Here is a 12,555-nt window from a genome sequence, read left to right on the forward strand (position 1 = left end):
ATCCCGTACGACAGTTTAGCAAACTGTTGGTTTCAGCCACTCACCCATCTCTCCATTTGCGGAGACAAAAGTAGCGCTTTTTATCGTTCCCGCAAGTTTTTACGGGACTTTTTTATACATTTTTCGATTTAATCGCTAAATAATTCACTTCAAAACCGGTTTTTCCGGTTTCTCTCCCGGACATTTTCCCAACTTTTTCCACAACTGACGATGGAACTTACGCTCCGCTTCCATCATCAACCATAATTTACGGGCAGAGAGCTCTTTTATGATTTTCTGATAATAGTCTTTTTTTAGGCTTTGCATTTGCTCTTCCGCTTTCAAAATCGTTTCGATATTGGCTTGCGCCTCTTTTTCCGTTACGTTTCCGGAAAACTTGGTTGCCAAATCACGGATAACATTCCCTGCTTCGCGGATTTTCTTTTGCATCTCGTTGTACAAAGGCCAAAACTTGACAGCCTCTTCCGGAGTCAGGCTCATCTCTTGTGTGAAAAAAGCTACCTTCTGAGCCTCAAATTCTTTTCTTTTCTCCTCGCTCAATTTTCCTTGTGCAAAAAGAGAGAAAGTAATTCCCAATATTCCTATAATCAATCCTATCTTTTTCATACGACCTCCTCTTTAATTACTCAATCTGATACCGTCAAAAAAATACTTGCCCATATCCACCTCTTGGGCCAAATACTCTATAATCTCCTCCTGTGTAGGATTAAAATCTTCATCCAACTCGATTTCACGCAAACTATTTTCATCGGTTTTTACAATGTTGTCTCCCTCCTTTAACAACATCTTATTTTCGTCCACGAAATGAGGTAAAACCCATTGAACAACGAATATAGCAAACAAGAATATTACCGCCATCCCCAGGTAGGGCTTTACGATCCGCACGAAATTCATTTTCTCGGGATGTTTCTCCTGCTCCACCCGATCCATAATTTGAGATTCCAACGCATCAAAGTATCCTTCCGGAACTGCAAAAGGATTCTTTTTCTTATATTTATCATTCAAATCATCCATGATAGTTCATTTTAAGCCATTTCATTATTCAAATTCCTGTAATGTATCTGAAATTTTCAGACTCTCTTCTATTTTCTTTACCGCCATATGATAAGTCGCTTTCAATGTTCCAACGGCAACATTTAAAACCTCCGCCATATCTTCATACTTCATATCATCATAATATTTCATATTAAAGATCAGGCGCTGACGTTCCGATAACCTTAAAACAGCTTTTTGTAATTCCCGTTGTATATCATCTCCGTTAAAATAAGGATCACTTTCCAACCGATTTTCCAGCATGACTGTTATCTCCTCGGAATTCCCATAAGGTTTCCTTCGTTTTTCATTCAAAAAATTAAGCGCCTCATTGGTAGCCACCTTATACATCCATGTAAATAATTTAGCTTCATAACGAAATTCTTTAATCCCCTTCCATATCTTCACAAAAACATTTTGCAAAATGTCATTGCTATCCTCATGGCTGATCACGATCTTTCGAATATGCCAATACAGTCTTTCTCCGTATTCTTTTATCAACATCCGAAATGCTTGATCTTCTCCATGTCCGGAATGGAACATCTCTATTATCTCTTCATCCTTCATTAATCAACACTATTTTATCTATATGATTCTTTATCTGAGACAACATCTGCCTTCAAAGGTTTATTACATCACTCCATTATTTTAACTTCAAATCCGAAAATTTTTTCTTCCCGAACAGGAAGTAATCCAACACGATACTCCTCTTGTATACGCCTTTCCAAGCTATGTTTTTTCTTGCCGGAACATATTTCGGCTTTAATTTATAGTAAGCGATATAGGCCTGATACACCGACCGGGCATTGGCGAATTCCCCTTTTAGTAAAAAAAGGAAAGCAGCGAATAAATCCAACAGGAGGCGAACGGCAAAAACATTCAGTCTATGCCTGCTTCCCAGATTTTTATATAACATCAATAAATTATTGCGGTAATTCAGGAATAATTTCCGGGGATGATTCATAGGTAATGATCCTCCGCCCAAATGAAAAACCAGTGAGTCCGGAATTACCTTCAATTGATATCCTTGGTTTTTTAAACGCCAGCAAAGATCGATCTCTTCCATATGAGCGAAAAACCTTTCGTCCAGTCCTCCTGCATCCAGATAAGCTTGCCGCCTGATACACAAAGCGGCTCCGGTAGCCCAAAAAACTTCCATGACCTGATCGTATTGTCCGGTATCAGATTCGACATGATCCAGTATTCTGCCCCGACAGAACGGAAATCCCAACCAATCGATAAAACCGCCGCAAGCCCCGGCGTATTCGAATCGATCTTTTTGACAATAAGACCGAATCTTAGGTTGGACACCGACAACGTTCGGTTCTTTATCCAAAACATCGATTAAAGGCTCCAACCATCCTTCAGCAACCGCCACGTCACTATTCAATAAAACGACGTATTCAGACTCCACTTTTTCAATAACCCGGTTATATCCTCCCGCGAAACCATAATTACGATCTAACAAAATTCGCTTCACCCGAGGAAACTCCTGTTTCAACAACTCCACGGAAGCATCGGTCGAACAGTTATCCGCAACAATAACCTCTCCTAACACCATATTGGTATTACGAACAACGGAAGGAAGAAATTCCCGTAACAATTTTTCCCCATTCCAGTTCAATATAATAACAGCGACCTTACACATCCGGTATCATTTAAATTTATTGCTCTTTATCTGCTATTAACGGATTTGTCCCGAATCCGTTTTGTCTTCGTCCATATCTCCGGGCCTCGTATGTTTCCACCTCCTGTGCGACCAAAGCCAATACTCCGGTGTTTCCCGAATAAAAGATTCCAACAAACGAGTATGCATCTCGGTCAATTCTCCGGGAGCTAAATTAGCCGGATGACTGCATAAATCGACAAAATCCACCTCGTAATATCCCCGTTTAATCTTCCTCATATGCACGGAGACAACCGGAATATCATACTTTCGAGCAATCTTTTCCGTTCCCAACAAGATGGGTGTATCCTGATTTAAAAAGTTCATCCAAAAATTCAAATTACGTCGATTAGGCGTCTGATCTCCTATAAAACCTGCCAAAAACAGACGACCTTCCGAACGATAACGATTAATCACCCTCAAGACCTCTTCTTTGGGGATCGGCTTGGATCCGAAACGAGAACGGATCCGAAGGGTCATTTTGTTCATTACCCGATCGTGAATCGGTTTATACAAGGGCAAAAAATCGACGCCATCACTCCATAAACTATAAGAGGACATCCATTCCCAATTTCCATAATGCCCCAAAACACCTATAACACTACGGCCTTCTTGAAAATATTTCTGAGGAATAGAGGTATGACGAAATACACATCGTTTTCGGATCGTTTTTTCCGACATATGCCACAATTTATACAACTCGATGGATAGATCCGATAAATGCCTATAAAATTTCCGTTCTATCTGCCTGATTTCTTTCTCTGTTTTCTCCGGAAAAGAACGACAAAGATTTCTCCTGACCACGGAACGCCTGTAATGGAAAACATAATAAAGCAATCCGTAGTTCATATCCGCAATCAGATACAAAACAGGAAAAGGTAAAAAACTTACAATCCAAAGGACACCATACAGAATATATGAAAACATGACAGTATTTTATTACTTGCCAAAGATAAATCCTTTCGACATGAATTCCAAAAAGAATTTATAACGCTTCCTTATTTCGGGAAGCCTTATCCAGAATTCAAATCTCACCTATTTTTTAACTTCTCACTTTCAATTTTCAATTATTAATTGTGATTCTCAGAATTAATAATTATTTTCGTGGGTTGAATGCGTTAAAAACACGAATAGATATGGAGCAAGATAACTTACAACAATCCGAGGAACTAAACGTTAATGATAACGTATCCCCGGAAACTTCGAATAACGAAACGGAAAATGAGGTTTCAGTTCAGGGGCAACCCGCACCGATAGAAAAAATTACCGTAAAGGAACCTCCTGTATGGGATTTTTCCAGTTTTAACACCGAAGAGATCATTTCTCACGCCAAGGAATTGATCACGGACTTTCCAGTATACCAGCTGAAAGTTTTAGAAACTCTTCCCCAAATATTCGAAACGCAATACGAAAAAGAGCAAGAAAAAGCTCGGAATGAATTTGTTCAAGCCGGACATCCCGTTGAAGAATTCAGTTACCCTAATGACTCTAAAGAACGTTTTTATGGTGTATACCGGCAATATCGTGAAAAGAAAACGGCTTACTACAAAAAAACGGAAGAAGAAAAAGAGGAAAATCTAAAAATTAAACTTCAAATCATTGAAGAATTAAAAGAATTAGTCCAGAAAGAGGAATCATTGAATAAAACATTTCAAGAATTCAGATCTTTACAGGAAAAATGGAGAAACACGGGGATGGTCCCGCAATCCAATGTAAACGATTTGCTGGAGACTTATCATCTGCACGTGGAAAACTTCTACAACTACATAAAGATCAATAAAGAACTCCGGGACTTAGACCTCAAAAAGAACTTGGACAGTAAAATCAATTTATGCGAGCAAGCGGAGAAGTTACTTGAGGAGAATAATATCGGAAACGCATTCAAACAATTACAACAGCTCCATCAACAATGGAAAGAAATAGGTCCTGTTCCCAATGATCAGAAAGAGATTATCTGGGATCGATTCAAGGAGGCCACCAATAAGATAAACGATGCCTATCACAACTTCTTCGAATCCTTAAAAAAGGAGCAGGAGAGCAACCTGAAGATCAAAGAGGAGATATGTATTAAGGCTGAAAATATTTCAATAGGAGAATACAATAGTTTATCCTCTTGGAATGATGCGACGAAAGCAATTCTCGAGTTGCAAGAAGAGTGGAGGCATTCGGGGACTATTCCTCAAAAAGAGAGAAATAAAATCTATAAACGCTTCAGAACGGCCTGTGACGCCTTTTTCGAAAGAAAACGCAAATTTTATCAACAAACCCAAGAAGTTCAACAAAAGAATCTGGAATTAAAAATCGCTCTTTGCGAAAAAGTCGAAGCCATTCAGAATAGCACGGAATGGAGGACTACAACCGATAAAATTATTGCTTATCAACGGGAATGGAAAAAAATAGGCCCCGCACCCAAGAAGTATTCAAACAAGGTATGGAACCGTTTCAGAACCGCTTGTGACTTTTTCTTCAACAATAAAAACGCCCATTTAAAAAATTTAGATTCCGACCAACAAAAGAATCTGGAAATGAAAAAAGCGTTAATTGAAGAAGTTCGTAACTTTGTACTAAGTGAGAACAATGAAGAAAACATCGAAGCCTTAAAAAATTTCCAAGCCAGATGGGTAGAAATCGGTTTCGTACCCATAAAGGAGAAGGATGTCATACAGGCTGAATTCAGAAATTTGCTGAACTCGTATTTTGATCAACTTGACATCAATGAATTCGATAAAAACCTGGAGAAATTCAAATCGAAGGTCAACACGTTCGATAATAGTGAGGACAAAGACACTAAAATTATTCAGGAAAGAGAAAAATTGGTCAATAAAATCAAACAGCTCGAAGCAGATCTGCATGTTTGGGAAAACAACATCGGTTTCTTCTCAAAATCAAGTAATTCAGATTCTTTAATCAAAGAATTTTCGAATAAAATAGAAGCTGCCCGTCATAAATTATCCCTAATGTACGAAAAGCTGAAAGTGATTGATAGCATGATCTGACATGCCCACAATGATACAGAGGCGCTGTAAAAAGCGCCTTTTTTTATGTAATGCATTATATTTTTTCTTACTTTTGCGTCTAAGTTTTAATTTACCGGAATATTTTTGTTTAGACCTGTGTAACAATGATTTTCGGCATTTGGAATAGAGAATAAAAATAACTATAAAACTATATATCGTGTCAACAAAATATGTTTTCGTTACGGGAGGAGTAGCCTCCTCTTTAGGAAAAGGTATTATTGCTTCCTCTTTAGCAAAACTTTTGCAAGCGAGAGGTTATAAGGTGGCGAATCAAAAACTCGATCCGTACATTAATATCGATCCGGGTACTCTTAATCCGTATGAACACGGGGAATGTTACGTAACAAACGACGGGGCCGAAACCGATCTCGATCTGGGACATTATGAGCGTTTCACCAACTGTCCGACCTCACAAGCCAATAACATAACCACTGGAAGAATATATCAAAATGTTATTAACAAAGAACGCCGGGGAGATTATTTAGGAAAAACAGTTCAGATTATTCCTCATATTACGGATGAGATTAAGCGTAACATCAAACTGCTTGGTGCAGAAGGAGATTATGACGTGGTTATTACCGAAATCGGAGGAACAGTAGGAGACATCGAATCTCTCCCGTTTATTGAGGCTGTTCGCCAACTTCGTTGGGAGTTAGGAGAAAAATCTGTTTTTATTCACCTGACATTAGTTCCTTACCTGACAGCATCCGGTGAATTAAAGACCAAACCCACCCAGCACTCTGTAAAATCATTGTTGGAAATCGGAGTACAACCCGACATTCTGGTATTACGCACGGAACACGAGTTAAGCAGTGATCTCAGGAGAAAAGTAGCACTTTTTTGTAATGTAGACCCGAAAGCCGTCATTCAGTCCATAGACGTAGACACGATATATGAAGTACCCATTAAGATGAGAGACGAGAAATTAGATGAAATCGTATTATCTCAATTGGGCTTACCATTGAAACACGAGCCGGACTTGGAATCCTGGGAACGTTTTTTGTACAAATTCAAAAACTATAATCGCCAGATTACTGTCGCTCTGGTGGGAAAATACGTTGAACTGCATGACGCTTACAAGTCCATCGTGGAATCTTTTATACACGCGGGAGCTGTCAACGATTGTAAGGTCAACGTGAAATGGGTACATAGTGAAAATCTGACCCAAGAAAATATAGAAGAGACAATGAAGGGAGTAGACGGAATTCTGGTTGCTCCCGGTTTCGGCAACAGGGGGATCGAAGGGAAATTAATAGCTATAGAATATGCCCGGACGAATAACATCCCGTTCTTAGGAATATGTTTGGGAATGCAAATGGCCGTTATAGAATATGCCCGTAATGTTCTCCATCTGGATGGAGCCGACTCTGTAGAAATGTCGCCCAAAACCAAATATCCCGTAATTGACCTGATGGAATCTCAGAAAGAGATTACGAACAAAGGAGGAACCATGCGTTTAGGAGCTTACAAATGCGTATTGAAAGAAAACTCAAAAGCATTTGAAGCATACGGAGTGAAAGAGATAGAAGAGAGACATAGACATCGGTATGAATTTAACGGACAATTTACCGAACAATTTGAAAAAGCCGGCATGATCACCACGGGTATAAACCCGGAAACAGGACTAACGGAGATCGTTGAGATTCCGTCCCTAAAATGGTTTGTAGGGACTCAATTCCATCCGGAATACAAAAGTACGGTAACGAATCCTCATCCACTATTTGTGGCCTTCATCAAAGCTTGTTTATCTTAATATAAATAACCTGGAAATATCAATTTGAAATCGAAATTAAAATTAAAATCACCCTATGGATAAAAATTCAATCTCAGGTTTAATTATCATCGCCTTAATATTAGTTGGGTATTCCTATTTTATGAGCCCGTCAAAAGAGGAATTACGGGAAATGCATGTCCGGGATTCCATTGCAAGGGTTGAAGCTCAAAGATTAGCTGCCATTGAAAAACAGCAAAAAGAAGATTTCGCTCTTTCTCAGCAAGACAGCAGCTCAAAAATAGAAGCCCCATTTTCTTTATTCAAACAAGATTCCCTGACTCCGGAAGAATTTACGCTGGAAAATAATAAAATCAAACTCCATATTGATAGCAAAGGAGGACGAATCACTTATGTCGACTTGAAAGGGTATCGTACACATGATTCTTTACCTCTGGTCTTATGGCAGGCCCAAACCAGCTCGTTAGGCCTAAATTTCTACATTAAAAACCAGCAGATCAATACGGAAGAACTGATCTTTGTTCCCAATACGGATCATAAGAAGCTGGTTGCCGACCAACAAGAGCAAGTACTAAGCATGAGGGCTTACATTGACGAAAACAAATATCTCGAGTTTGTTTACAAGTTAGCTCCGGACACTTATATGGTGGATTTTAATATCAACACGCATAATTTAAATGAGGTTATCGCACAAAATACGTCATTTCTAACCTTATACTGGGGTGTTGATATGCCTCAATTAGAAAAAAGTAAAGATTTCGAGAACAGGTACACGGGAGTATATTACAACTTCTCCGACGACGACGTGGAGCATCTTTCTCCCTCCGGTAAGGAACAAACGGAATTACCGACCAAAATCAAATGGGTTGCCTATAAGCAGCAATTCTTTTCATCGGTACTTATCGCGGACGATGCATTTGCTAACGTAATGTTATCTTCCGACATCAATAATACTCCGGGATATCTTAAGACAGCTTACGCTGAGATACCCCTTCCTTATTCCGGAAAGGCCATTGAAACATACGATATGCGTTTCTTTTTCGGGCCCAACTCTTATCCCATTTTACGGGAGTATGGAAAAGATATAGACTTACCCGAATTAGTAGACTTGGGATGGAAATGGATCGCCTGGTTCAACCGTTACGTGGTTATTCCTATTTTCAATTTCTTAGAAACACACGTAACCCTCAATTACGGATTAATTATCTTTTTATTGACTCTTATTATCAAATTGGTTCTTTTCCCCTTGACCTATAAATCCTATATGTCACAGGCCAAAATGAGAGTACTAAAACCTCAAATTGACGAGATCAATAAAAAAATCCCGGCAGACAAGGCTATGGAACGGCAACAGGCCATGATGAAATTATATAAACGTGCCGGTGTAAATCCCATGGGAGGATGTTTGCCCATGTTGTTGCAAATGCCTATATTGATTGCTCTTTTTTACTTCTTCCCCGGTGCGATCGAATTGAGACAAAAAAGCTTTTTATGGGCAACGGACTTAGCTTCTTACGATTCTATCGCTACATTACCCTTTAACATACCTTTCTATGGGAATCATGTCAGTCTGTTTTGTTTGTTAATGACCGTTACGAACATCATCTACATGGTCATGAATCAAAAAAATCAGCCTCAAAACGATCAGATGAAAGGTATGCAGGTAATGATGTACATTATGCCCATCATGTTCCTTTTCATTTTTAATAGCTACTCTTCCGGTTTGAGTTACTATTATTTCATTGCAACCTTGATCACCATTGTTCAAACGTGGGTTATCCGTAAATTTGTTAACGACGAGAAACTTTTAAAACAAATTGAGATGGCAAAAACAAAGCCTGTAAAAAAATCCAAGTTCCAACAAAAATTAGAAGAAATGCAACGGCAGCAGGAGCAACGCATAAGGCAAAGCAAAAAATAAAAGATCACAATATCCTCTTTTAAAAGAGGTTTTCTATGCTAAAAAGTTGTTTCTGTTATCAGGAACAACTTTTTTTTTTGTAGAAAAAATTAAAAAACGTCAACCCACTAACCTATCTTATCGTATGTTTATAAAAAAAGATATGGAAAAAGTAACAGTTACAATGAAAGGAAAACCGATTACTTTAATCGGCAAAACAACCCGAAAAGGAGAAGAAGCACTCATGTTCTATGGGATGAGCCGCCAAATGGAAACCATCAGCCTGGAAGATTTCAAGAATAAAACCATCGTTGCTACCTCTTTCCTATCCGTTGACATTCCTGCCTGTGCTGTTCAATTACACCGACTGGAGCAAATAGCCAAAAACTTAGATAAGGACGTGATCATATTAGCTATATCCTGTGATCTCCCGTTTGCGATGGAACGTTTCTGTAAAATAGAAGAGATCCGCAACATCGTCATGTTATCCGATTATAAAGATATCGACTTCGGACTAAAATACGGTTTTCTTATTGATGAATTACGTTTACTTACCCGGGGTATTGTTATCATCGGTCGAGACAGGAAAATAAAATACGTGGAATACGTTCGGGAGATCACACAAGAGCCTTCTTACGACAAACTGTTGACAGCTCTCGAATCTTTAAAACAGTGATTGCCTTTCCCTATAAACAGAAATAGGGTTTAAAACGATCTCTCTTTTCAAACCCCATTTCTTTAAAATTCACGATTGACTACAGTTGCTTCAATAAGTTTATCATTTCAATAGCTGTTGTCATAGCTTCAAAACCTTTATTTCCTGCTTTAGTTCCGGCACGTTCAACAGCTTGTTCGATTGAATCAGTCGTTAAGACGCCGAAAATAATAGGCACACCTGTTTGAAGTCCCACGTTAGCAATACCTTTGGTCGCTTCATTGGCAACCATATCGAAATGCGGCGTAGCCCCGCGGATAACGGCACCAATACATACAACAGCATCGTATTTATGGGTTTCTGCCATTTTTTTAGCTACCAGAGGAATTTCAAACGCTCCGGGTACCCAAGCCAAATCGATATTTTTCTCATCACCACCATGACGGTTAAAAGCATCAACCGCCCCTCCAAGCAATTTACTGGTGATAAACTCATTAAAACGTCCGGCGACGATACCGATACGTTGTCCTTCTGCTAATAATTTTCCTTCCAATAAGTTCATGGTCTCTATTTTTATTATTTATTTACTCGATTCGTTTCCCTTTTCCTGCATCAGTTTCTCTACCTCTTCACGCCCGCGGACATGAAGTATATGTCCCATTTTCTTGTATTTCGTGTACATATAAAACTCATTCTTCTCGTTACAGGTCATCTCGATAGACTCGCGTCCGACGATCTCAATGCCATATCCCTTCAGTCCGCTAATTTTCTGCGGGTTATTGGTCATTAATATCATTTTTTTTACCCCCAGATCGGCCAAGATCTCTGCCCCTGTGCCATATTCTCGCAAATCAGCCTTAAAGCCAAGTGCCAGATTCGCCTCTACCGTATCCATTCCCTCATCCTGTAAATGGTAGGCTCTTAATTTATTGATCAAACCAATCCCTCTACCCTCTTGCCGCATATACAAAAGGACTCCGCGTCCATTCTCGGCTATCCTTCTCATCGCCTCGGCCAATTGATCTCCACAATCACAACGTAAAGAACCGAATACGTCTCCCGTCAAGCATTCCGAATGTACCCGGCACAACACGGGTTCTCCATCCGTCACGTCTCCCTTAACCAAGGCAACATGATGTTCTCCATTGATTTTATTCACATAACCATATGCCTTAAAGTAGCCATATTTTGTAGGCATTTCAGCTTCTGTTACCCGTTCTACCAAAATTTCAGTCCGACGACGGTAAGTAATCAAATCCGATACCGAGATCATCTTCATGCCGTGCTTCCGGGCAAACTCCTTCAACTCGAGAGTCCGCATCATCGTGCCGTCTTCCCGCATGATCTCACAACATAATCCGCACTCTTTCAATCCGGCAATACGCATAAGATCAACCGTCGCCTCCGTATGTCCCATACGTTCCAATACTCCTCCGGGTTTTGCCTCCAAAGGAAACATATGGCCGGGACGACGAAAATCTGTCGGTTTCGCTCCCTCCTCCACGCATTTCATTGCTGTCACTGAACGTTCCAAAGCAGAAATTCCCGTCGTTGTAGAAACATGATCTATTGAAACGGTAAAGGCCGTACAATGATTATCCGTGTTGGTTGTTACCATTTGCTCCAAACCTAACTTGGTCGTTAGCTCGCGACTCATCGGCATACATATCAGCCCTTTGGCGTACGAAGCCATAAAATTTACATTCTCTAATGTAGCATGTTCGGCCGCACATATTAAATCCCCTTCGTTTTCCCTGTCAGGATCATCAACAGCGATAATCATCTTTCCGGCCCTCAGATCTGCCACGGCCTCTTCAATCGTACTAAATTCAAATTCTTCCATATCTTTTATTGTAATAAATTACACCGTTAAAAACCATTTGCCAATAAAAAATCCAATGTCAATCCCGATTTCTTTTCACCAGAAGAAGGAGTCGGTTTCAACAGTTTCTCAATATATTTCGCCACAATATCATTTTCGAGATTAACTACTTCACCTACTGCCTTTTTGACCAAAGTAGTCTCATCCTGCGTATGAGGAATAATCGAAACCTGAAAACGATCTTCGGATACACCGGCAACCGTCAAACTGATTCCGTCTATCGTTATCGAACCCTTGTCTACAATATATCGCAATAATGCTGCAGAAGTCTCAACCGTTATCCAGATCGCATTTTCATCCTTTTCCCGGTTAACAATCTTCCCGGTTCCGTCAATATGACCGGAAACGATATGTCCTCCCAAACGACCGTTCAAACACAATGCCCGTTCCAGGTTCACCCGGTCTCCTGCCCGTAAACTTCCCAGATTACTCCGCATGAGGGTCTCCGGCATAACATCCGCCAAAAAACAGTCTCCCTTTATTGCAGTCACCGTCAGGCAAACACCATTTGTAGCGATACTATCCCCAATATTTACATCTTCCAATATTTTTCGGGCCTCCACCTCGAGTACGACACTACGACTTCCCCGTTTTATCCCTTTTATGGTGCCGATTTCTTCTATAATTCCAGTAAACATAGTAGTTTCAAATTTTATATCTTAACCTCGGAA

12 protein-coding genes are annotated in these 12,555 nt (G+C 39.8%); 4 read left to right on the top strand and 8 right to left on the bottom strand.

The window, feature by feature from the left end; translation table 11 throughout:
- Positions 1 to 144: 144 nt before the first annotated feature.
- The 5 genes from QZR76_RS08640 to QZR76_RS08660 all read right to left on the bottom strand — a co-directional run bounded on the left by QZR76_RS08640 (position 145) and on the right by QZR76_RS08660 (position 3,625).
- Complete coding sequence (locus tag QZR76_RS08640; RefSeq protein ID WP_294142252.1) at positions 145 to 606, bottom strand: hypothetical protein; 462 nt, start codon at positions 604 to 606, stop codon at positions 145 to 147.
- A gap of 12 nt (positions 607 to 618) precedes the next feature.
- Positions 619 to 1,014 carry a hypothetical protein gene (locus tag QZR76_RS08645; RefSeq protein ID WP_294142254.1) on the bottom strand — a complete coding sequence of 132 codons (396 nt, stop codon included), beginning with the start codon at positions 1,012 to 1,014 and terminating at the stop codon, positions 619 to 621.
- A gap of 24 nt (positions 1,015 to 1,038) precedes the next feature.
- On the bottom strand, positions 1,039 to 1,599 hold the full coding sequence (locus tag QZR76_RS08650; RefSeq protein WP_294142256.1) for a sigma-70 family RNA polymerase sigma factor: 561 nt from the start codon (positions 1,597 to 1,599) through the stop codon (positions 1,039 to 1,041).
- 76 nt (positions 1,600 to 1,675) lie between these two features.
- Positions 1,676 to 2,680, bottom strand: a complete 1,005-nt coding sequence (locus tag QZR76_RS08655; protein WP_294142258.1) for a glycosyltransferase family 2 protein — start codon at positions 2,678 to 2,680, stop codon at positions 1,676 to 1,678.
- A 36-nt stretch (positions 2,681 to 2,716) separates the two neighbouring features.
- Positions 2,717 to 3,625 carry a lysophospholipid acyltransferase family protein gene (locus tag QZR76_RS08660; protein WP_294142261.1) on the bottom strand — a complete coding sequence of 303 codons (909 nt, stop codon included), beginning with the start codon at positions 3,623 to 3,625 and terminating at the stop codon, positions 2,717 to 2,719.
- Between the two features lie 209 nt (positions 3,626 to 3,834).
- Here QZR76_RS08660 and QZR76_RS08665 point away from each other — a divergent pair, with 209 nt between their 5' ends.
- The 4 genes from QZR76_RS08665 (at position 3,835) to tpx (ending at position 10,023) form a co-directional block, all read left to right on the top strand.
- On the top strand, positions 3,835 to 5,694 hold the full coding sequence (locus tag QZR76_RS08665; RefSeq protein WP_294142264.1) for a DUF349 domain-containing protein: 1,860 nt from the start codon (positions 3,835 to 3,837) through the stop codon (positions 5,692 to 5,694).
- 178 nt (positions 5,695 to 5,872) lie between these two features.
- Entirely contained in the window at positions 5,873 to 7,468 is a 1,596-nt protein-coding gene (locus QZR76_RS08670) for a CTP synthase (RefSeq protein ID WP_294142266.1), read from the top strand.
- Between the two features lie 55 nt (positions 7,469 to 7,523).
- Positions 7,524 to 9,368 (top strand): membrane protein insertase YidC, encoded by a 1,845-nt coding sequence (yidC, locus tag QZR76_RS08675; protein WP_294142268.1) that lies wholly within the window; start codon positions 7,524 to 7,526, stop codon positions 9,366 to 9,368.
- Positions 9,369 to 9,510: 142 nt separating this feature from the next.
- Positions 9,511 to 10,023, top strand: a complete 513-nt coding sequence (tpx, locus tag QZR76_RS08680) for a thiol peroxidase (RefSeq protein ID WP_294142270.1) — start codon at positions 9,511 to 9,513, stop codon at positions 10,021 to 10,023.
- Between the two features lie 79 nt (positions 10,024 to 10,102).
- Here tpx and ribE (QZR76_RS08685) read toward each other — a convergent pair whose 3' ends face one another.
- From ribE (QZR76_RS08685) to ribE (QZR76_RS08695), 3 genes are read right to left on the bottom strand one after another with little or no spacing between them, the layout of a single operon-like run.
- On the bottom strand, positions 10,103 to 10,564 hold the full coding sequence (gene ribE, locus QZR76_RS08685) for a 6,7-dimethyl-8-ribityllumazine synthase (protein WP_294142272.1): 462 nt from the start codon (positions 10,562 to 10,564) through the stop codon (positions 10,103 to 10,105).
- Between the two features lie 18 nt (positions 10,565 to 10,582).
- On the bottom strand, positions 10,583 to 11,845 hold the full coding sequence (locus QZR76_RS08690) for a bifunctional 3,4-dihydroxy-2-butanone-4-phosphate synthase/GTP cyclohydrolase II (RefSeq protein WP_294142274.1): 1,263 nt from the start codon (positions 11,843 to 11,845) through the stop codon (positions 10,583 to 10,585).
- 26 nt (positions 11,846 to 11,871) lie between these two features.
- The gene (gene ribE / locus QZR76_RS08695) at positions 11,872 to 12,522 is read right to left on the bottom strand and encodes a riboflavin synthase (protein ID WP_294142276.1); all 651 of its coding nucleotides are present in this window, start codon (positions 12,520 to 12,522) and stop codon (positions 11,872 to 11,874) included.
- Positions 12,523 to 12,555: the final 33 nt, after the last annotated feature.

The sequence above is a fragment of the uncultured Sanguibacteroides sp. genome (assembly GCF_900543425.1).
Classification (GTDB): domain Bacteria; phylum Bacteroidota; class Bacteroidia; order Bacteroidales; family Marinifilaceae; genus Gabonibacter.

What these genes read in the sequence shown, in the direction of transcription:
- QZR76_RS08640 (WP_294142252.1), bottom strand. Translation starts at nt 606, where the DNA reads ATGAAAAAGATAGGATTGATTATAGGAATATTGGGAATTACTTTCTCT.
- QZR76_RS08645 (WP_294142254.1), bottom strand. Translation starts at nt 1,014, where the DNA reads ATGGATGATTTGAATGATAAATATAAGAAAAAGAATCCTTTTGCAGTT.
- QZR76_RS08650 (WP_294142256.1), bottom strand. Translation starts at nt 1,599, where the DNA reads ATGAAGGATGAAGAGATAATAGAGATGTTCCATTCCGGACATGGAGAA.
- QZR76_RS08655 (WP_294142258.1), bottom strand. Translation starts at nt 2,680, where the DNA reads ATGTGTAAGGTCGCTGTTATTATATTGAACTGGAATGGGGAAAAATTG.
- QZR76_RS08660 (WP_294142261.1), bottom strand. Translation starts at nt 3,625, where the DNA reads ATGTTTTCATATATTCTGTATGGTGTCCTTTGGATTGTAAGTTTTTTA.
- QZR76_RS08665 (WP_294142264.1), top strand. Translation starts at nt 3,835, where the DNA reads ATGGAGCAAGATAACTTACAACAATCCGAGGAACTAAACGTTAATGAT.
- yidC (WP_294142268.1), top strand. Translation starts at nt 7,524, where the DNA reads ATGGATAAAAATTCAATCTCAGGTTTAATTATCATCGCCTTAATATTA.
- tpx (WP_294142270.1), top strand. Translation starts at nt 9,511, where the DNA reads ATGGAAAAAGTAACAGTTACAATGAAAGGAAAACCGATTACTTTAATC.
- ribE (WP_294142272.1), bottom strand. Translation starts at nt 10,564, where the DNA reads ATGAACTTATTGGAAGGAAAATTATTAGCAGAAGGACAACGTATCGGT.
- QZR76_RS08690 (WP_294142274.1), bottom strand. Translation starts at nt 11,845, where the DNA reads ATGGAAGAATTTGAATTTAGTACGATTGAAGAGGCCGTGGCAGATCTG.
- ribE (WP_294142276.1), bottom strand. Translation starts at nt 12,522, where the DNA reads ATGTTTACTGGAATTATAGAAGAAATCGGCACCATAAAAGGGATAAAA.